Origin of the sequence: Clostridium sp. OS1-26, assembly GCF_030915445.1 — a bacterium.
GTDB lineage: Bacteria > Bacillota > Clostridia > Clostridiales > Clostridiaceae > Clostridium_AM.
The window spans coordinates 5,674,150-5,692,776 of the sequence record NZ_CP133264.1 but is presented as its reverse complement, the minus strand read 5'-3'; the positions used below and the strand labels follow the sequence as shown (position 1 = coordinate 5,692,776).

24 protein-coding genes and 1 pseudogene are annotated in these 18,627 nt (G+C 29.0%); 18 read left to right on the top strand and 7 right to left on the bottom strand.

Going from position 1 to position 18,627, the window contains the following annotated elements:
• Positions 1-9: 9 nt before the first annotated feature.
• Positions 10-488, bottom strand: a pseudogene (locus RCG18_RS28005) (NAD(P)H-dependent oxidoreductase subunit E).
• A 643-nt stretch (positions 489-1,131) separates the two neighbouring features.
• On the opposite strand from RCG18_RS28005, the gene RCG18_RS28000 reads away from it, so the two are divergent.
• Positions 1,132-1,635 (top strand): DUF5673 domain-containing protein, encoded by a 504-nt coding sequence (locus RCG18_RS28000; protein WP_308039250.1) that lies wholly within the window; start codon positions 1,132-1,134, stop codon positions 1,633-1,635.
• 35 nt (positions 1,636-1,670) lie between these two features.
• Here RCG18_RS28000 and RCG18_RS27995 read toward each other — a convergent pair whose 3' ends face one another.
• Positions 1,671-2,432, bottom strand: coding sequence for a tRNA threonylcarbamoyladenosine dehydratase (locus tag RCG18_RS27995; protein ID WP_308039249.1), 762 nt, complete (start codon positions 2,430-2,432; stop codon positions 1,671-1,673).
• A 421-nt stretch (positions 2,433-2,853) separates the two neighbouring features.
• Here RCG18_RS27995 and RCG18_RS27990 point away from each other — a divergent pair, with 421 nt between their 5' ends.
• The 3 genes from RCG18_RS27990 to RCG18_RS27980 all read left to right on the top strand — a co-directional run bounded on the left by RCG18_RS27990 (position 2,854) and on the right by RCG18_RS27980 (position 4,930).
• On the top strand, positions 2,854-3,684 hold the full coding sequence (locus RCG18_RS27990) for a carbon-nitrogen hydrolase family protein (protein WP_308039248.1): 831 nt from the start codon (positions 2,854-2,856) through the stop codon (positions 3,682-3,684).
• Between the two features lie 197 nt (positions 3,685-3,881).
• Positions 3,882-4,223 (top strand): CidA/LrgA family protein, encoded by a 342-nt coding sequence (locus RCG18_RS27985; protein ID WP_308039247.1) that lies wholly within the window; start codon positions 3,882-3,884, stop codon positions 4,221-4,223.
• A gap of 5 nt (positions 4,224-4,228) precedes the next feature.
• Positions 4,229-4,930 (top strand): LrgB family protein, encoded by a 702-nt coding sequence (locus tag RCG18_RS27980; RefSeq protein WP_308039246.1) that lies wholly within the window; start codon positions 4,229-4,231, stop codon positions 4,928-4,930.
• A 105-nt stretch (positions 4,931-5,035) separates the two neighbouring features.
• On the opposite strand, the gene yedF is transcribed toward RCG18_RS27980, so the two are convergent.
• Complete coding sequence (yedF, locus tag RCG18_RS27975; RefSeq protein WP_308039245.1) at positions 5,036-5,617, bottom strand: sulfurtransferase-like selenium metabolism protein YedF; 582 nt, start codon at positions 5,615-5,617, stop codon at positions 5,036-5,038.
• Between the two features lie 333 nt (positions 5,618-5,950).
• On the opposite strand from yedF, the gene RCG18_RS27970 reads away from it, so the two are divergent.
• The gene (locus RCG18_RS27970) at positions 5,951-7,366 is read left to right on the top strand and encodes a glycosyltransferase family 2 protein (protein WP_308039244.1); all 1,416 of its coding nucleotides are present in this window, start codon (positions 5,951-5,953) and stop codon (positions 7,364-7,366) included.
• 66 nt (positions 7,367-7,432) lie between these two features.
• Here RCG18_RS27970 and fetB read toward each other — a convergent pair whose 3' ends face one another.
• Together fetB and RCG18_RS27960 are read right to left on the bottom strand one after the other, a co-directional pair.
• Entirely contained in the window at positions 7,433-8,188 is a 756-nt protein-coding gene (gene fetB, locus RCG18_RS27965; protein WP_308039243.1) for an iron export ABC transporter permease subunit FetB, read from the bottom strand.
• 2 nt (positions 8,189-8,190) lie between these two features.
• A complete protein-coding gene (locus RCG18_RS27960) occupies positions 8,191-8,847 on the bottom strand; it encodes an ATP-binding cassette domain-containing protein (RefSeq protein ID WP_308039242.1) in 657 nt (218 codons plus the stop codon).
• 178 nt (positions 8,848-9,025) lie between these two features.
• On the opposite strand from RCG18_RS27960, the gene RCG18_RS27955 reads away from it, so the two are divergent.
• From RCG18_RS27955 to RCG18_RS27915, 9 genes are all read left to right on the top strand, one after another.
• A complete protein-coding gene (locus tag RCG18_RS27955; protein ID WP_308039241.1) occupies positions 9,026-9,184 on the top strand; it encodes a hypothetical protein in 159 nt (52 codons plus the stop codon).
• 187 nt (positions 9,185-9,371) lie between these two features.
• Positions 9,372-10,211 (top strand): SEC-C domain-containing protein, encoded by an 840-nt coding sequence (locus RCG18_RS27950; RefSeq protein WP_308039240.1) that lies wholly within the window; start codon positions 9,372-9,374, stop codon positions 10,209-10,211.
• 81 nt (positions 10,212-10,292) lie between these two features.
• Complete coding sequence (locus tag RCG18_RS27945; RefSeq protein WP_308039239.1) at positions 10,293-10,553, top strand: YkuS family protein; 261 nt, start codon at positions 10,293-10,295, stop codon at positions 10,551-10,553.
• A gap of 171 nt (positions 10,554-10,724) precedes the next feature.
• Entirely contained in the window at positions 10,725-11,435 is a 711-nt protein-coding gene (locus tag RCG18_RS27940) for a pseudouridine synthase (RefSeq protein ID WP_308039238.1), read from the top strand.
• A gap of 168 nt (positions 11,436-11,603) precedes the next feature.
• The gene (locus RCG18_RS27935) at positions 11,604-12,146 is read left to right on the top strand and encodes a class I SAM-dependent methyltransferase (protein WP_308039237.1); all 543 of its coding nucleotides are present in this window, start codon (positions 11,604-11,606) and stop codon (positions 12,144-12,146) included.
• A 49-nt stretch (positions 12,147-12,195) separates the two neighbouring features.
• Positions 12,196-12,360: a YpmA family protein gene (locus RCG18_RS27930; protein ID WP_308039236.1), complete on the top strand. Its 165-nt coding sequence runs from the start codon at positions 12,196-12,198 to the stop codon at positions 12,358-12,360.
• A 108-nt stretch (positions 12,361-12,468) separates the two neighbouring features.
• Positions 12,469-13,344, top strand: a complete 876-nt coding sequence (locus tag RCG18_RS27925; protein WP_308039235.1) for a MurR/RpiR family transcriptional regulator — start codon at positions 12,469-12,471, stop codon at positions 13,342-13,344.
• A gap of 185 nt (positions 13,345-13,529) precedes the next feature.
• Positions 13,530-14,891: an NADP-specific glutamate dehydrogenase gene (gdhA, locus tag RCG18_RS27920; RefSeq protein WP_308039234.1), complete on the top strand. Its 1,362-nt coding sequence runs from the start codon at positions 13,530-13,532 to the stop codon at positions 14,889-14,891.
• Between the two features lie 176 nt (positions 14,892-15,067).
• Positions 15,068-15,244 (top strand): H-type small acid-soluble spore protein, encoded by a 177-nt coding sequence (locus RCG18_RS27915; protein ID WP_308039233.1) that lies wholly within the window; start codon positions 15,068-15,070, stop codon positions 15,242-15,244.
• 110 nt (positions 15,245-15,354) lie between these two features.
• Here the strand turns inward: RCG18_RS27915 and RCG18_RS27910 are convergent, their stop codons facing one another.
• A complete protein-coding gene (locus RCG18_RS27910) occupies positions 15,355-15,567 on the bottom strand; it encodes a hypothetical protein (RefSeq protein ID WP_308039232.1) in 213 nt (70 codons plus the stop codon).
• A 193-nt stretch (positions 15,568-15,760) separates the two neighbouring features.
• Between RCG18_RS27910 and RCG18_RS27905 the strand changes: the two genes are divergently transcribed.
• The 3 genes from RCG18_RS27905 to RCG18_RS27895 all read left to right on the top strand — a co-directional run bounded on the left by RCG18_RS27905 (position 15,761) and on the right by RCG18_RS27895 (position 16,855).
• Positions 15,761-15,904 (top strand): hypothetical protein, encoded by a 144-nt coding sequence (locus tag RCG18_RS27905; RefSeq protein WP_308039230.1) that lies wholly within the window; start codon positions 15,761-15,763, stop codon positions 15,902-15,904.
• 330 nt (positions 15,905-16,234) lie between these two features.
• A complete protein-coding gene (locus RCG18_RS27900) occupies positions 16,235-16,432 on the top strand; it encodes an alpha/beta-type small acid-soluble spore protein (RefSeq protein WP_178909723.1) in 198 nt (65 codons plus the stop codon).
• A gap of 237 nt (positions 16,433-16,669) precedes the next feature.
• A complete protein-coding gene (locus RCG18_RS27895; protein ID WP_308039229.1) occupies positions 16,670-16,855 on the top strand; it encodes an aspartyl-phosphate phosphatase Spo0E family protein in 186 nt (61 codons plus the stop codon).
• Positions 16,856-16,975: 120 nt separating this feature from the next.
• Here RCG18_RS27895 and RCG18_RS27890 read toward each other — a convergent pair whose 3' ends face one another.
• Positions 16,976-17,152 carry a hypothetical protein gene (locus tag RCG18_RS27890; protein ID WP_308039228.1) on the bottom strand — a complete coding sequence of 59 codons (177 nt, stop codon included), beginning with the start codon at positions 17,150-17,152 and terminating at the stop codon, positions 16,976-16,978.
• Between the two features lie 390 nt (positions 17,153-17,542).
• Between RCG18_RS27890 and RCG18_RS27885 the strand changes: the two genes are divergently transcribed.
• Positions 17,543-18,364, top strand: coding sequence for a DUF4352 domain-containing protein (locus tag RCG18_RS27885; protein WP_308039227.1), 822 nt, complete (start codon positions 17,543-17,545; stop codon positions 18,362-18,364).
• Positions 18,365-18,627 lie beyond the last annotated feature (263 nt).

The window sequence follows — 18,627 nt, the reverse complement described above, 5'->3', positions numbered from 1 at the left end:
TGCTACCTCCTATTCATTATACTCATCTAAAATTTTATCAACCATTTGTTTTGTGAAGTGACCGTAAACCTTATCATTTACAGTAACTACAGGAGCAAGTCCACATGCGCCTACGCATCTTAAAACTTGAACAGTAAATTTTCCATCAGATGTAGTTTGTCCAACTTTTATACCTAATTTTCTTTCGAATTCTTCAAGAACGTCTCCTGCACCTTTAACGAAGCAAGCAGTTCCCATACATACGTTTATAACGTATTTGCCTGTTGGTATTTCTGTAAAGTAAGAATAGAAAGTAACAACACCGTTAACCTTTGATACAGGTAGGTCTAGTTTTTTGGCTACAAATTTCTGCACCTCTTGAGGTAAATAGCCAAAAATATGTTGGGCCTTATGAAGTACAGCTATTAAGGCTCCTTTTTGTCAGAAAGATTGTCAATGAATTCACCAAGTTCTTTAAAATATTGATCTTTTAGATTATTTGAACACACTAAGGTATACCCCCTTTGAATGGATATGTTTTTTTCTCTGCAATTAAATTATATCAAACTTTTTTTGAAAATATAAGTGTTTTTTGAAAAAAATTAATAAAATAATAAATAAAAAAGAAATAATCATTATAAAAAGAAAAAATGCGCATATTATTTTGTTAAATAAAATACAAATTTCGACAAAGATTGATTGAGAAATAACAGATAAAGTTTTCGGTATTTTTAACAAGTGATTTTTTAGAAAAGAGAGAAAATTGCAATAAAGAAAAGAAAAAAGGTTAATTTTTACGTTGTATTATACAGATTTTCTATTGTAACTAGGTTAAGGAGAAATGTTGGTGAATTATAAATTGCATAAATAGTTTGACAATAATGATATTATTTTTATTATTCAATGTAAATTATTATTCTCACTAGTTTTAAAAATAATTAATTCTTAAAAGACTATTTATAATTTTTTTAGTAAATATTTTAAACAAAAAATTTATTATTTTATGTAGATTTATAATTTAGTGAAAAATTTTACTAAATATATTATAATCTAAATATATATTTTATCCTTTAGGAGGTGAGTAAAAAGGTATAAGTAATAAGTTATATTTGTAGATAATATTAAAATATAAGAAGTTAGGTGTGAAAGTATTTGGGATTTGAAGAATTGTTAAGAATAGCATTAATTGTTGCGTCAGTCATTCAGTTTTTTCTTTCCTTCATAAAAGGAAGAAGTATGAATAAAGAATATGGAGATAAATTATTTGTACTTAACACAGGATATGCAAAAAGAAGATTTTTGGCATTATTGTTTATAGGTTTAATAGCTTATTTTATTTATGTAATAATTACAGGGTATTTTACAGTGCTTGGAATATTTATAGTGGTTTATTTTTTATTAAGCATTTATGATTTCAGCAAACTGAAAATAATAACAAGTACTGGTATAGGTCAAAAAAGCTTTTATAGTAATTCTTATTATAATTTTACTGATTGGAACAATATTGTTGAATGGAATTGGTCTAAAGATAAGGATAATTTACTTATATTTAAGATTAGAAAGAATGAAAAGATACAAACTAAAGACTGGATGGTTTTAGCTTCAGAAAAAGAAGCTATAAATGAATTGTTTCAAAAATATACTGGTAGAATTTAATTAGTGCTATGGGTATAGGGTTCCAGATTGGAACCCTATATATATTCCTTAATAATACCTTTAACTACCTCTCCACCTATTATCATACCGGCTACAGGAGGAACAAAGGATATACTTCCAGGTATCTGTCTCTTAGCACTACATTTTTTTGTTCCGCCAGTACAAACGCAGCCCTCCTTGCAGGTAATCACTTCTTCTAATTTTGGCTTCATAGGTGTTTCATCAGAAAATAATACCTTTAAATTCTTAATGCCTCTTTTCCTAAGTTCATAGCGCATAACCTTTGCTAGAGGGCATATCTTAGTGTCATATATATCTACAATTTTAAATCTAGTAGGATCTAGTTTATTACCAGTACCCATGCAGCTTATTATATCTATATTATGTTTCTGGCACCAAACTATTAAAGAGAGCTTAGACGAAACTGTATCAATTGCGTCTACAACATAGTCTGTATCTAAAGGAATTATTTCAGCAATGTTATCTTCCTTTACAAAAGTCTGATGTATTTCAACAGTACATTTAGGGTTTATTCTTAGAACTCTATCTTTTAAAACCTCAACCTTCGGCTTGCTGATTGTATCAAAGTTAGCATGTATTTGTCTATTTATATTAGTTAGACAAACAGTATCATCATCAACTAGTATTAGATGTCCAACTCCGGCTCTAACTAAGGCCTCTAATGTAAAGCTTCCTACACCACCTAGACCGAAAACTACAACTTTGCTATTTGAAAGCTTTTCTAGGGCTTCTTTGCCTACTAAAAGTTCTGTTCTTGAAAGTGAATGCTGTTTCATAATTTATCTCCTCTGTTTATATTGATAAAAATATATAGTCTATACTTAGGCATCTTCAAAAAAATAACTAGTTAGTATGCTAGCCTATTTTGCGTCGTCAGAACCCTTAGATAGTGCTGACTATCTGCGGAATCTGCCTCCTTGTATGACACAAAATATCCGTCGCATCTTTGACTTGTTATTTTCTTTCAGATGCCTTAAATACAAAACTAATAATACATATAAGAGTATAGATTAATGCTTAATATTTTGTTTATAGAAAAGTAAATTGATAGTGTTTTACGTCATATAGTATATAGTAATATACGTAAATGTCAATATGAACTATAATAAAATTAATATTAACTTTATTAAAAGCGATATAATATATTAAATAAGAAGGAATATATATTTATGCTTAGTTTTATAAGGAGGATTTGTGATGGAGAAGTTGAGAATAGCTTTGTGTCAGATGATGGTTGTGGCAGATAAAAAAGAGAACATAGATAAGGCTGAAAAAATGATATACGATGCGGCGGATAAAGGTGCTAAAATTGTTTCTCTTCCAGAAATGTTTAATTGTCCATATGATAATAAACGCTTTAGAGAATATGCAGAGACTTTTTCGCAGGGTGAAACTGTAAAAATGCTATCAGGTGCTGCAAAGAAAAAAAACATTTATTTGATTGGTGGGTCAATTCCTGAGTTAGATGACCAAGGTAAAGTGTACAATACTTCTTTTGTTTTTGATAACAAAGGAAACTTAATTGGAAAACATAGAAAAATGCATTTGTTTGATATTGATATAAAAGACCATGTCAGATTCAGAGAATCAGAAGTTCTTACAGGGGGAAAAGATGTAACTGTTATTGATACAGAGTATGGAAAAATTGGAGTGGCAATATGTTATGACATAAGATTTCCTGAACTCATTAGAATTATGGCTTTAAAAGGAGCTAAATTAGTTTTTATTCCAGCAGCATTTAATATGACAACAGGACCAGCACACTGGGAAATATTATTTAAAAGCAGAGCTTTAGATAATCAAATATATGTAGCAGGAATCTCTGCCGCTAGAGATATTAATTATTCCTACGTAGCTTATGGAAATTCAATAGTAGCTAATCCTTGGGGGAAGGTAGTTGGTAGATTAGATGAGAAAGAAGCAATGCTCATAGAAGATATAGATTTCGATTATATAAATGAAGTTAGAGAATCGCTTCCTCTTTTAAAGCACAGAAGAGAAGACGTGTATAAAGTGAGCTTATTATAAACAGGATTGCTTAATCCTAGGTTCTTATGCTTAAGTTTAAGAACTTAGGATTTATTATTTGTTGTATACAATTTTAGGTGATAGAAAATTTTTTATATTTTATCTTTTTCGAAAAAAGAGGTATGACCACTAAAAGAGTGTATATTATTATAGTGTGTGTAAATTCATATATTTAAAATTAGGAAAGAGGTTTTAACATGAAGATGATTAGGCAACTCGCGATTATCCTTATAATTTGCTTTTTAGGTGAACTGCTTAGAAAAGTTTTTAATTTAGCTTTACCCGGTAATGTAATTGGAATGGTAATTTTATTTATCTGCCTATCCACTGGAATTATAAAGATAGAGGCAATAGAGGAGGCAAGTAAATTCTTCTTAGATCATTTAGCGTTTTTCTTTCTACCGGCAGGAGTAGGGTTAATAACTTCAGTAGGAGTTTTAAAAGATTACTGGCTGTATATTGTATTAATAACCATTATATCAACTATAGTTGTTATGGTAACAACAGGAATAACAGTACAATTATTTAAGAGGAGTTGAGTATCTTGAAAGAATTAATTTCTACACCATTATTTGGTATAATGCTATCTTTAATAGCTTTTGAAATAGGATGTATTATAAATAAAAAAACAAGGCTTCCTATATTTAATCCATTATTTATAAGTATAGTATTAGTAATAGCTTTTTTAAATATTTTTAATATAAATATTACTGATTATGATAAAGGCGGACAGTTTATCACTTTCTTTCTATCTCCTGCTACAGTAATATTAGCTGTACCTCTATATAAAAAGATAGAGCTATTAAAATCCCATGCAGTGCCAATAATTTCTGGGATAACAGTAGGTAGCATAGTTAGTATTATTACTATAATATTATTATGTAAATTATTTGGTTTACCAAAAACTATAAATGTGTCCCTAATACCGAAATCTATAACAGTACCTATAGGAATTGAGGTATCAAAACAGTTGGGCGGAATAACTTCCATAACTGTAGCAGTAATAATATTAACAGGAATAATTGGAGCGATAATAGGACCATATGTATGTAAGTTCTTTAAAATAAAGGATAAAGTGGCAATAGGTGTAGCAATAGGAACAGCTTCTCATGCTGTTGGTACTACAAAAGCGATTGAAATGGGAGAGATAGAAGGTGCCATGAGCAGTTTATCTATAGGTATCGCTGGAATTATAACTGTTATAATAGCACCTATTATAGCAAGGATTTTTCAAAGTTTAATATAAGTAGAAGGTTATGAAGCGGAAACTTGAATCCTACAGAAGCCCAAAAGTCCTATTTTAGATATAAGACTTTTAGGCTTTTACAATTATGTATATTTTATTATTACACTATAATTTTATAGTATTATCAGATGAGTTCATTTTCTCTACTATTGTATACATATTAGTGATTTCACCAACTGCTAGTTTTTCTTTTAAACCATAAAAATCTAGACAGGTTCCGCAGCTTAATACGTTAACGCCTTTTTCAGCAAGTTTCTTTATACTGTCTAAAGAATCTGATTCTTCAACAGTAAGCTTTACACCAGCATTTAAAAATAGTAAGTCTGAAGGTAAATTATCACTCTCGGAAAGAGCGTATAAATAGCTTTTCATTAAGGTTGCACCAAGCTTGTCATCTCCAAGTCCCATCTTATCAGTAGAAATAACAATTGTGAGCTTTTTAGTATCAAAACTCATAGGTTTGCATGAGCAGGCTCCTTTTGTAACAACAATATAATATAAGTTATCTTTTTCTTCAACACTGCTATTAAAACCATTGCTTTCAGCAAATTTAACTACGTTATTTTTGGATACTTCATTATCTACTATTACAGTAGCCTCACCTTCTTCTATAGCATCAAAGTATTTTTTTGTGTTAATAACTGGTTGTGGGCATTTTAAACCTTTGCAATCAATTGTATTTTTCATATTGTCATCATCCTCCTGAAATAAAAATAACAACATAATTATATATTATGAATATTTGGTTAAATTAATATATAAGAAATCAATTAAAAATAATTGTATAATTCTTAGGTAAATTATATCATAATGGTATATTTACAACTATAGTTTTTAATAATAGTAATAAGGCTAACTATAATGAAATATTATATAATTTAAAATAAATTAAGTAAAAATTAATAATCAGAAAATTCAAACATATAAGTTTGTAGGAGAAATTTGTGGTATTATGATATACGGTATTTTATGTTTATGACTTGATGAAAAGGCATAATAAATATAGAAAGGATTTTTGTAATGAAAGACTTTATTTATAATTCAATAGTTATTTTTCAGATAGCTACCTTTGTAATTACAATGTATTATTTGCTACTTTCGTTATTTGGGCTCTATAAAAAAGAAGATAAAGGTGTAGAAAGTTGTGAACCACAAAAAAGATTTGCGCTTTTAGTGGCGGCCCATAATGAAGAAATGGTTATTGGTAAGATTGTAGAGAGCTTATTGGAGATTGACTATCCTAAAGAAATGTATGATATTTTTGTTATAGCAGATAACTGTAACGATAACACTGCTAGCATAGCTAGAAAACATAATGTTAATGTTTTTGAAAGAAATGTTACTGATAAAAGAGGTAAAGGATATGCTTTGGAGTGGACGTTTGATAAAATATTTAAAATGGATAAAAAATATGATGCCATAGCTATTTTTGATGCTGACAACCTTGTTTCAAAAAACTTTTTAAGAGAAATGAACTATAAGCTGCTTCAAGGCTATAAGGTTGTACAAGGCTATATAGATAGTAAGAATCCACATGATTCATGGATTACTGAGTCATATTCTATAGCATTTTGGAGTGCTAACAGGTTATTCCAATTAGCTAGAGCTAATGTAGGATTATCAAATCAAATAGGTGGAACAGGATTTTGTATGGATACAGCAACCCTAAAGGAATTAGGATGGGGTGCTACTTGTCTTACAGAGGATTTAGAGTTTAGCTGTAAGTTGATTTTGAATGGACATAAGGTTGGCTGGGCACATGATGCTATAATATACGATGAAAAACCACTTACATTAAAACAATCATGGAATCAAAGAAAAAGATGGATGCAAGGGTTTGCTGATGTTGCATCAAGGTTTTTCTTTAAATTAATAAAGAAGGCTGTAAAAGAAAAAGACTTTGTAGCTTTTGATTGTGCATTATATGTTGTTCAACCATTTGTAGTATTATTACTGGCTGCAGCTACAATATTAACTTTTGCGCAAAATAGTACATCTGGATTAAATATATTTACTATAAATCAAATGATGAGTAATTACGGATTGGATAATGTTTGGAAAGTATTTTGTGTATTTCAATTTTTACTTACTCCGTTCATAATGGTTAAAGATAAAAAATTATCAAAATCATTATTTGCGATATTATCAGTATACTCATTAAATGTTTTTGTATATACTCGTTTGATAAACTTTTTAGATACTCAAGATTTTATAATTATATTATTTGTGCATGTAGCATACACTGTAGCATTTTTGTTGATTACTTATATGATTCTCGGAAAACATAATTTCTTAATGTTCTTTAGATACCTTTTATATGGTATATATACATTAACCTGGATTCCAATAACAATACAGGGAATAATGGATAAAGACAATAAAGAATGGAGTCATACTAAACACGTTAGACAGATAAGTATCCAAGAAGTCGAATAATAAATATAACTCTTTAACATATATACAAGCCTGAAATAACAAATTAAGTTATTTCAGGCTTGTATTTTATATTAATTGTTTTCTTTCGTTAAAAAAGCATCTATAAGATAAATAGCAGGCAACAAAGGCTGCTATTGAGGTAGTTGACAACAGCATAAAGGTAACCATTATCTGAAATCTTATAGCTTGTAGTGGGGAGGTACCAGCTAAAATTAAACCTGTCATTGTTCCAGGTAAAGAAACAATTCCTAAAGTTTTCATTGAATCGATAGTAGGAAGCATTCCTGTTTTTATAGAATCCCGTATTATATCAATAGAAGAAGGTAATATATCTGCTCCCAAAGCTAGCTTTGTCTCAATTTCAGCTCTTCTATTTTTGAAATTTGAAGTTAACTGTCTGTAACAGAGGCCAATGGCTACCATTGCATTGCTAATAACCATTCCACCTATAGGTATTATTTCATAAGGCTCATATTTGATTGCTTTAGATACTATTAGAACCAACATAGTAGTTATGGTACCGCTGGATATTGCACAAAAGGATACTAGAATTCCATGTTTTATTCCTTTGGCTCTATTAGATGCATTATGTGATGCGCTTAGTATCATAAATAGCAGCAATAAGCTTGTGAATATAGGATTTTTAAGTCCAAAAATGAAGTTTAGAATATAACCTATAATAGAGAGTTGAACTATAGCTCTAACCACACCTATAATAGTTTCTTTCTCTAGATTTAGTTTTTGATATCGTGAAAAAACAAGTGATATAATAATTAAGGATGATGATATAAGGAGAGAGGATATATTCATTGTGTTACTCATAATTATCTCAGCACCTCCAGAGACTTCAGAGAGCCATTTTCTATAGTTAAAATCTTATTTGCATACTTTCTACTTTGTTCAGGATTGTGAGTAATCCATAGAATAGTTACACCCTCCTTATTTAAATTATTTATAATATTTTCTACTATTTTTGTATTATCTACATCCAGAGCAGAAGTTACCTCGTCTAAAAGTAAAGCTTCAGGTTTAAATATCAAAGATCTTATCAAAGATATCCTTTGTTTTTCACCACCAGATAAGTTTGTTATATCCTTTTCTAAATAGTCTGTAGACATATTAAAAATATTTAAAAGATACTTTACTCTATTCATATCTGCTGTTTTATTTCTAATTTTATAAGGGAAAACTAAGTTTTCTAATACGTTTTCTCCAAATAGATATGGAGTTTGAAAACAATAGCATATATTTTTTCTAATTTCAATTGGATTATAGTCTAGCATGTCTATACTTTTATAAAGTATTTTGCCACTGCTTGGTTTATGTAAATGACTGCACAACTTTAAAAGTGAGCTCTTTCCACTTCCAGATGGACCAACTATGGAAATAAAATCTCCAGCTTCAATTTTAAAAGATAAATTTTTTATAATAAAGTTATCTTCATTTGAAAAATAAACATTAACAAATTCTAATAAGGACAAATTTATCACCTCGCATTTTATATGATTACACAATCTGTAATTATACACTCGAATAATAAAAATTTAAAGAGAGATAAAGTAAAATCTGTATTAAAGTTAAAATTTAATATATATTTTAGGAAAAAGAATATTGAGCCTAATATTTGGGAAAATATATTTTGAGAGGAGTGTATATGGCATGAATAGTATTGATAAAAAACATAAATATGAACATACCAAAGAATACGCTGAAGAACTTTTTGCAAAAGATATGTGTATGGGAGAAGTAATGAAAAAGACTAACTTAACAGAAGAAAAAATTGCTGAAACGAGAAAAAAATTAGATGAAGAAGAATAAACTATACTCAATAGACAAGTTTTCATATAAGTATACATCTAAATATGAAAATTTGTCTATTATTTTTTTATTAGTTCTGTAAGTAAGTTACATATTTAAATTGTTCAACATGATTGATATAATATATAATGAAAATTTAAAAGTGTTAATACTATTTGATAAAAGTATTTGACATATGAGGTGACATATGAAAGAAAATTTATATAGTATAGAGAAAAAAATAAAGCTTCAGCCTAATGAACAGTGTATTTGTGGCAGCGGCTTAAAATATAAAGAATGCTGCTTAGATAAAAATTTTGATTACAAAACTTTAGGTAAAAATTATGAAGGAAGAAATATAACTTTTAATTCCACTGAAATCAACGATCTTTATGAGGAGATTTCTAATTTTTTATTAAAAGATATTTTGGATAAAGAATTAAGTGTTAGTAAAGGAAAGGAATATTTGAAACACTTGTATAGAAATGCTGAAAATGGTACAAGTTATTTTACTAAATATGCATCATGTAAAAAAGGGTGTAGTGGCTGCTGTCATATATATATGGACTGTACTGCTATTGAGGCGGAACTCATAAGAGAATATATATTAAAAAACTTTAATGAAAAGCAAATTATGTCCTTAAATGATAAAATAAAAGAAACTATAAATCAAATACCAGAATATAATGAGATACTTGAAGCTAGTAATAAAATTGATTTGATTAATAAATATGGTGCTAAACATTTACCATGTATTTTTTTATCAGAGGACAATAGTTGTTCAATATATGATGTAAGACCTTTTAATTGCAGAAAGCTAATCAGCTTTTCAAAGAATAGTGATTGCATGGAGGGTGATATTATAGTTAAGCCTAATATATCTATAGATAATATTGTTTCCTATTCCATTAATCATCTTTCAATGAATATAACTAGATATAAAAAACTAAAGATCTATTCTAAAGATGAAGCGGAATATAAATCAATTTACAAATCAATTCAGCATTGGTTTATCAATGGTTTTAATGAGATTAATAGAAACCTATAACATACCTCGTTAATATCTTTTAATGAAAATAATGAATTAGTTTTATTATTTTTGTGAAAAATAATGATGGAGGTGTTGAATGTGAAAAAAGTTGCAGTTGAAAAAGGATTAAAGGATCTTGAGCAATACTTATCAAATGAAGGATACAGTGTAAAGGAATTTGAGATGAACAGTACAGAAAACTCAAGTTTTTATGATCAATTTGATGCAGTTGTTATAACTGGTGGAAGTGTAAATGTTATGGGATATGAAGACACTATGACTAAGACTCCTCAAATAATAGCAGATGGCTTAACAGCAGAAGAAATAAAAAGTCAAATTGATAGTAAAGCTGTAAAATAACAAGATATTTATAGTAAGAAAGCATAGGCAACTTGATGATATATAAGTCAGCTTATGCTTTCTTAGTTTTAGATTAAATAAATTGTAAATTTTTTACTTGCATGTATATTAATTTAATTATAAATTAATATAGTAGTAAAATTATACATGCAGCTAGGAAAGGTGATAACCATGGAAGAAAGATTGCAGAAATATATGGCTAGATGCGGAGTAGCATCAAGAAGAAAATGCGAAGAAATTATTTTACTAGGAAAAGTTAAGGTGAATAACAAGGTTGTTAACGAACTAGGATATAAAATTGATGCAGATAATGACAAGGTTACTGTTGATAATAAATTAATAAAGCCTGAAGAAAAAAAGGTTTATGTAGCATTAAACAAGCCTGAAGGGTATGTTTCTACAGTTAAGGATGAAAAAGGGAGAAAGACTGTAATTGATTTAATAAAAATTAAAGAAAGAGTGTACCCTATAGGAAGATTAGATTATGATACATCTGGGTTAATACTTTTAACAAATGATGGAGATATTTATAATAAAATAATACATCCGAGAGAGGAAAAAAATAAGATTTATATAGCAATTATTAAGGGGTTACCAACAAAAGAAGAGATAGAAAGATTCAAAAATGGAATAAACATAGATGGATACATTACAGCAAAAGCTTCATTTAAAGTTCTAAAAAGTAACAGTGATTGTTCAGAAGTGAAAATAATGATACATGAAGGCAAAAATAGACAGATTAGAAAGATGTGTGAAGCAATAAAACATCCTGTATTAGAACTAAAGAGAGTACAGATAGGAGATATTAAGTTAGGGGATTTACCTAAAGGCGAATGGAGATTCCTAAATGATGACGAATTAAACTATTTAAGGAAGCTATAAAGTGAAACTTGAATCAGATGGGAGTATTAGAGCAGGCATTCATTGGATAAAACGAGTCTTGGAAACGATTTACATAAGCAATAATATGTAAACAATGAAGGAAAGTTGTTGATTTAACAATAATAACATAATAAAATAATATAGAAATAGCTGTAAGGAGCGGAATTTATGTACAGATACGTTACAGACGTAAGTAAGCTATCACATTATATAGTAAAGAACTTTTGTATTAATTTTAGCATAGCAGTAGATGCTACATTAGGCAATGGATATGACAGTGATTTTTTAAGTGAAAACTTCGCTAAAATTTATGCTTTTGATATACAGAAATCTGCAGTTGATAAGTATGCAGAAAAAAACATAGATAATGTTTATCTAATTAATGATTCACACGAGAATTTTTCTAAATACATAAATGAAAAAGTTGATTGTATAATGTATAATTTAGGTTTTTTACCTGGAGGCGATAAGAATGTAACAACCAGGTGGGAATCTACCTTAAAAAGCCTAGAGGATGCTTTAAATATAATAGATAAAGGAGCGATTGTAAGCATAGCCCTTTATAGAGGACATGAGGAAGGAAAGAAAGAAGAAGAAGTGGTTATAAACTATGTTGAAAAACTTCCGAAAAATAAATATGGAGTTATGATTCATTCCTTTGCAAATAGAGATAATAATCCCCCAATTTTGATAATAATAGAAAAAAAGTAACTGGAGGTGAAAATTTTTATCAAATTAACAAATTTGATAAAAATAAATTATGAAAGATAAATTAGAATTAATAGCAGCAAAAGAATTCACATATTATGATGAAATGTATAAAGTAGTTGATTTTTTAAATAAAAATCTTAGTGAACAGGACCTTGTATTTGGGATAACTGAAAGAGATGATAAACATATAATAAACATTTATAAAGAAAAGTGATTAACAATTGAAAGGTATATTGAAAAATAGTTCAATAAATGTTAAAATGAAATAAATATTTCATAATTATTGCAAAAAAAGGGGATTGGAAAGAAAGGACTGAAAGACATGGATGATGGAAATAAACAAGATCTAATGAGAACGATACAAATTAAATTTCCTAGACTTAGTAAGGGACAAAAGCTAATTGCTGAATACATTTTAAAGCATTATGATAAAGCAGCATTTATGACAGCAGCGAAGCTTGGTGTAAGTGTTGGTGTAAGTGAATCTACTGTAGTTAGATTTGCAAATGAACTAGGATTTACAGGATATCCTAAATTGCAGAAGGCTCTACAAGAGTTAATAAAAAATAAACTTACCACTGTTCAGAGAATTGAACTATCTAATGATTTTGTCAGTGAAGAAAGTGCATTAAAAGGTGTTCTTAAATCCGATATGGAAAATATAAGAGCAACTCTTGAAAAGATAAATCATAAAACTTTTGAGGATGTTGTAAATAGCATATTTACTGCTAAGAAGATATATATTATTGGTCTTAGAAGTTCAACTGCACTTTCTGAATTTTTAGGTTTTTATTTGGGATTAATTTCAGACAATGTTAAAGTAGTTGGATATGGAATAAGTGATATATTTGAACAGATGATTAATGTAACTGGAGATGATTTGGTTATTGGTATAGGGTTTCCACGTTATGCAGCAAGAACTATTGAATCATTAGCGTTTGCTCAAAGTAGAGGTGCAAAAGTTGTTGCTATCACTGACAGTTTACTGTCACCATTAGCAGCTAGAGCAGATTATACATTAATAGCTCAAAGCAATATGGCTTCATTTGTTGATTCATTAGTTGCACCTTTAAGTGTAATAAATGCATTAATAATAGCTGTTGGTTTAAGGGAAAAAGAAAAGATATCCTCTACATTTACAGATTTGGAAGGCATTTGGGAAGAATACCAAGTGTATTCATTTAAAGAAAGTGATTAAATTTTAAAAGGAGAAGTTTTATAATTTCTCCTTCATTTTCTATTTAAAAAATTTTTAAAATAATCAAATTTTTTTAAAAAATAAGGAGGAAAAAAAGAAATATTGGAGAATATATAATATTGTAAGATGCATCACGCAATAAATAGTGATGAATAATATACATAATCATGGGGAGGGTTTTTATAATGACAAAAGAAAGAGTATCAGCTTATATCAATGGAGTTATTGAAAACGTTAAGAAAAGAAACGGCAGCGAACCAGAATTTCTACAAACAGTTGAAGAAGTTTTAGGTTCTTTAGGACCAGTACTTGAAAAACATCCTGAGTACATGGATGAAAACCTTTTAGAAAGATTCTGTGAACCAGAAAGACAAATCATGTTTAAAGTTCCATGGACAGACGACAACGGAAACGTACAAGTTAACCGTGGATTCAGAGTACAATTCAACGGAGCTATAGGACCTTACAAGGGAGGACTTAGATTCCATCCATCAGTTTACATAGGAATAATCAAATTCTTAGGATTTGAGCAAATATTAAAGAACTCATTAACTGGCCTTCCAATAGGTGGAGGTAAAGGTGGTTCAGACTTCGACCCAAGAGGAAAGTCAGATGCTGAAATAATGAGATTCTGTCAAAGCTTTATGACTGAACTTTATAGACATATAGGACCAGACGTTGACGTTCCAGCTGGAGATATCGGAGTTGGCGGAAGAGAAATAGGTTACCTTTATGGACAATATAGAAGAATCAGAGGAGCTTTTGAAAATGGAGTTCTTACTGGTAAAGGCTTAACTTATGGCGGAAGCTTAATAAGACCAGAAGCTACTGGATTCGGCGTATCTTACTATTGCCAAGAAATGCTTAAGCATGAAGGAACAGACTTGAAAGGCAAAACAGTTGCTGTATCAGGCTTCGGTAATGTTGCATGGGGAGTATGTCAAAAAGTTAGCCAATTAGGCGGTAAAGTTGTAACTCTATCAGGACCAGACGGATATATCTATGATCCAGAAGGAGTAACAGGAGAAAAGATAGATTACATGGTAGAAATGTTAACAATAAACAAAGGTGCAAGAATTAAAGATTATGCTGATAAATATGGTGTTCAATTCTTCCCAGGAGAAAAACCATTTGGAGTTAAAGTTGATATCGTAATACCATGTGCAATTCAAAATGACATTAAAATAGAAGAAGCTAAGAAAATAGTTGAAAACGGAGTTAAATTTGTTTGTGAAGCTGCTAATATGCCTTGTACAAACGAAGCTGTTGAATACTTCCAAAAGAACGGCGTAATAGTAGGACCTTCAAAGGCTGCTAACGCTGGTGGAGTTGCTACTTCAGCTCTTGAAATGTCACAAAACAGCATGAGATTAGCTTGGACTGCAGAAGAAGTAGATGCAAAATTACACCAAATAATGGTTAACATCTACAACAACTGTAAGAAAGCATCAGAAGACTATGGTTTTGGATATAACCTAGTTGCTGGAGCTAACATTGCAGGATTCGTAAAAGTTGCTGAAGCAATGCACCAACAAGGAAACTACTAGAAATTACAGGAGAGAATCTTTAAATAGGTTCTCTCTTTTTATTTGTATAAGTTTAATTTAATATGAGTGTAAGTATCTAAAATAATTCCATATTATTGTATAGAGTTTGAGCCACATTAATTTAAATCTTAATGGACAAAATAAATAGTAGAATTATTTGAAAAGGAGAACTAATCATGGATATAGAAAAGATTGTTGAAATTTTTGAATCACGAGGTGTAATTGATGTAACTTATAATGGAAATCCAGTTTGGATAGAGAGTATCAGTAAGGAGAGCAACGAAGTAAGGGTTAAAAATATAAAAACAAATGAAGAGTTTATGGTAAGCGCTTCTAAGTTAAAGGAGGGCTAATGTTTTATATCTATAAGCTTACGAAGATGATATACATTTAAAATAAGCACTGACACAAAGTCGATGCTTATTTTAAATGTATTAGTATTATGTAGCAATTCAAAGAAATTTTACATTACTTCTTCGTTTGAAAAATTTAATGTTTTGGCTTTAATATATAAATTATTACGTCGAATTTCTAGACTTTTTATAGACCATATACATTCCTCTATAAGGTGTAGGTCATCCGTTTCATTCCATTTATTGTACTCATTTTCTATTCTTAAGTTAACATCATTAATAGATTCTAAAACCTCTTTTAAATTCATAATACCACCCTTCATTATAATTTTATTAATTGTGTAAAAATGTGTTTTATATAGATATATTTTAGAATCAATAGTCTTATGCTATAAATATTGCTATTTGTATGAATAGAAAGTGTATTGGTGAAAAAATTTAGAATATAATAAAAATTTACAATTTCATAACACAAAATAGAAATAGAAATGATACACTAAATTTGAGGTGATAATATTGGAAGTTCGTTTAAATGTAGAACAGTTTAAATTGCTTGCACTTAAATATCAACAAGAAAAGAAAAAAGGGAAAAAAGATTTAAGTAATTACATTGCGGACAGATCATTTCGAATAAAGAAACGTTGCGGATATTTTAAATAAAGATAAACCCCATATTTCAAAAAAGTATGGGGTTTATAAACAATCTAAGCTGGTAATATAAATACCAGCTGTAGAATTTTATAAAGGAAGTATAATAATGGGGATATATATTAGATTATAACCACATAGAACTAAGTTAAACACATAATGTGAAAGTTTTCAAAAAGCTTATACAATATGTGTTTAATTATATAGAATAACATTTATATATAGCTATATTTTACATTATATGGAGTTTTTGCTTTAAACTTTATAGAATAATTAAGTTTAAACTGTACAAACTGTAAATACAAAGCATAGTACAAATTTTAAAAAAGGAGGAACAAGATTATGGCAAATAGAAATAATAGAGTACTAGTTCCACAAGCTAAGCAAGGGTTAGATCAATTTAAGATGGAGTCAGCAAGAGAGGTAGGAGTAAACTTAAAAGAAGGCTATAATGGAGATCTTACTTCAAGAGAAGCTGGATCAGTAGGTGGAAATATGGTTAAAAAAATGGTAGAAGCTTACGAACAAGGTTTAAAATAATAAATAATGAATAAATAGAAAGTCTACATTCTTTTGATTAAGAGTGTAGACTTAAATAATTTATCAAATATATATTTGACAGAGGCGCTGGTGAAATACTGGTGCTTATTTTTTTAGAAAATTATTATTAAAACTAAATAGAAGTAAAAAATGTATATACCAATAAATTATAAAATACGTAATATTATTACATAAGTTCCTTCTAATGCTACGCTTAAAGTAGAAAGGAGGGATATTGTGGATAAAGTTGAAGAATTGATAATTAAAATTGACGAAATGAGAAAAACTATGTGCGACTTAATTGATGAGCGGACAGGCTTAGTGGATCAAAAAGTAGTACAAGCCAGTCAAAACCTTGACGAAGTTCTTAATTCCTATCACAAGCTTTTGGAAAGTAAAAAAGAAAGTAGTCAAGAAGTCTAAGAAAGGAGGAGAGACAAAGGAGGTCTCTCCTCCCCTTATGTCCAAACCGCCATCGAGGAATGGCAGAATTTATATAAATAAGAGGCTATATGTCCCAATGTAGTAGCTAAAAAGTAAGTGTTATTTTTTATGGTTGATTTGATTATTATCATTAAGCAAATCGTTAAGTGGTGTTAAATGAACTTCATCATAATTTACATAGTCAGCTGGGTTTTCAACAATTTTAGGGTTAGAAACAAATGCACTAGCGAAGTCAGCGATTGAAGCTTTGTCTTTATTATTTAATTTATCAGTCATAGTATCACCTCCATTCTTTATAGTGTACAGATAAAAGATAAATATGAGGTCTTATAAAAATTAAGTATAGATACAACAGTAGAACGACTAAGAGCTGCATGAGAAGAAAGAGATGATATTATAAAGAAGACGAAAGAAGCAAAAGCATAGATTCAAGGATATCTATTATTTATTATAGTATTTTGCTACTTAGCCATTGTTGAGAAAGTAATAGTGTTTTCTCTAGTGATAGCGTTTTATTTTGGATAATCTATTGCTAGACAGGCGCCCAGATGCACCAAAAATTATAAACCAGTAGATGTAATTAATGATATGAAATGATAAAAATAAAGGAATTTCTTCAAAAATGTAGAATAATAATTAATATTAGTATTATAGGGGGAATTTTAAATGAAAAAATTTATAAGTACTATTTTAGGGTTAATATTATTATTAAGTCTTACTGCGTGTGGCAATACTGCCCAGAGTACCAGCAATAATAAGAACTCAGAATCAAGTAAGCCTCTATCAAAAGAGGAATTTCAGCAGATGTATTCAAATCCTGATAAGTTTAAGGGCAAAACAGTTGACTTTTACGCAAGGGTATTTGGAGAGCCTGAGAAAGATGGCGAAGGTACATATCTTCAAGCATGGCTAAATCCTAAAGATTCTAGTAATAATATAATAATAGCAATTAATGATGCTAAATTAGATGTTAAAAGAGATAATATTATACATGTTGTAGGTGTCGTTGAAAAAAAATATGAAGGAAAAAATGCTTTTGGAGCAACAATAACAGCTCCTGTTATCAAGGCTTCTAAAATTGAAAAGACTGATTATACAACAGCATTTGATCCAGCTATTAAAACAGTTGATTTAAACAAGGAAATAGATCAACAGGGGTATGTAATGAAAATTAGCAAAGTTGAATTTTCAAAAGAGAACACTAGAGTATATTTAAGTATTACTAACAATTCAAAAGAAAGGTTTAACTTTTATAAGTATAATTCTAATGCAGTTCAAGGTAGTAAACAACTTAAGTTAAAAGATAACTATGAACAGAAGTTACCTGATATAAAAACTGAAATTCTTCCTGGAGTGAAAGAAGAAGGAGTACTGAATTTTGAACCTATGGATGTAAATGGCGAAAATGTAAAAATTATATTAGAAGGTACCTCACAAAATTACGAACTTAAACTTGATCCATATTCTTTTGAAGTTCCATTGAAATAATTTATAATAAAGGATAGGCACTAAAAGTTTATATAACTCTTAGTGTCTATTTTTATTAATATTCAAAGCCATTAATACATTATTTTTGCTTTTTTAACAATAACTTAATTAAGAATATTTTTAACTTACCATAATTTTTTCTATTTATGTTTTACCTTTGAGTCTGTATCTTTAGGATGCAGACTCATTTAAATAAAATAATAAGCTTTGCACAATAGATATTAGTGCTTTATAATAAATCATTGTAAAAGTTAACTAGTATG

What these genes read in the sequence shown, in the direction of transcription:
- RCG18_RS27995 (WP_308039249.1), bottom strand. Translation starts at nt 2,432, where the DNA reads ATGAAACAGCATTCACTTTCAAGAACAGAACTTTTAGTAGGCAAAGAA.
- RCG18_RS27990 (WP_308039248.1), top strand. Translation starts at nt 2,854, where the DNA reads ATGGAGAAGTTGAGAATAGCTTTGTGTCAGATGATGGTTGTGGCAGAT.
- RCG18_RS27985 (WP_308039247.1), top strand. Translation starts at nt 3,882, where the DNA reads ATGAAGATGATTAGGCAACTCGCGATTATCCTTATAATTTGCTTTTTA.
- yedF (WP_308039245.1), bottom strand. Translation starts at nt 5,617, where the DNA reads ATGAAAAATACAATTGATTGCAAAGGTTTAAAATGCCCACAACCAGTT.
- RCG18_RS27970 (WP_308039244.1), top strand. Translation starts at nt 5,951, where the DNA reads ATGAAAGACTTTATTTATAATTCAATAGTTATTTTTCAGATAGCTACC.
- fetB (WP_308039243.1), bottom strand. Translation starts at nt 8,188, where the DNA reads ATGAGTAACACAATGAATATATCCTCTCTCCTTATATCATCATCCTTA.
- RCG18_RS27955 (WP_308039241.1), top strand. Translation starts at nt 9,026, where the DNA reads ATGAATAGTATTGATAAAAAACATAAATATGAACATACCAAAGAATAC.
- RCG18_RS27950 (WP_308039240.1), top strand. Translation starts at nt 9,372, where the DNA reads ATGAAAGAAAATTTATATAGTATAGAGAAAAAAATAAAGCTTCAGCCT.
- RCG18_RS27940 (WP_308039238.1), top strand. Translation starts at nt 10,725, where the DNA reads ATGGAAGAAAGATTGCAGAAATATATGGCTAGATGCGGAGTAGCATCA.
- RCG18_RS27935 (WP_308039237.1), top strand. Translation starts at nt 11,604, where the DNA reads ATGTACAGATACGTTACAGACGTAAGTAAGCTATCACATTATATAGTA.
- RCG18_RS27930 (WP_308039236.1), top strand. Translation starts at nt 12,196, where the DNA reads ATGAAAGATAAATTAGAATTAATAGCAGCAAAAGAATTCACATATTAT.
- RCG18_RS27925 (WP_308039235.1), top strand. Translation starts at nt 12,469, where the DNA reads ATGGATGATGGAAATAAACAAGATCTAATGAGAACGATACAAATTAAA.
- gdhA (WP_308039234.1), top strand. Translation starts at nt 13,530, where the DNA reads ATGACAAAAGAAAGAGTATCAGCTTATATCAATGGAGTTATTGAAAAC.
- RCG18_RS27915 (WP_308039233.1), top strand. Translation starts at nt 15,068, where the DNA reads ATGGATATAGAAAAGATTGTTGAAATTTTTGAATCACGAGGTGTAATT.
- RCG18_RS27910 (WP_308039232.1), bottom strand. Translation starts at nt 15,567, where the DNA reads ATGAAGGGTGGTATTATGAATTTAAAAGAGGTTTTAGAATCTATTAAT.
- RCG18_RS27900 (WP_178909723.1), top strand. Translation starts at nt 16,235, where the DNA reads ATGGCAAATAGAAATAATAGAGTACTAGTTCCACAAGCTAAGCAAGGG.
- RCG18_RS27890 (WP_308039228.1), bottom strand. Translation starts at nt 17,152, where the DNA reads ATGACTGATAAATTAAATAATAAAGACAAAGCTTCAATCGCTGACTTC.
- RCG18_RS27885 (WP_308039227.1), top strand. Translation starts at nt 17,543, where the DNA reads ATGAAAAAATTTATAAGTACTATTTTAGGGTTAATATTATTATTAAGT.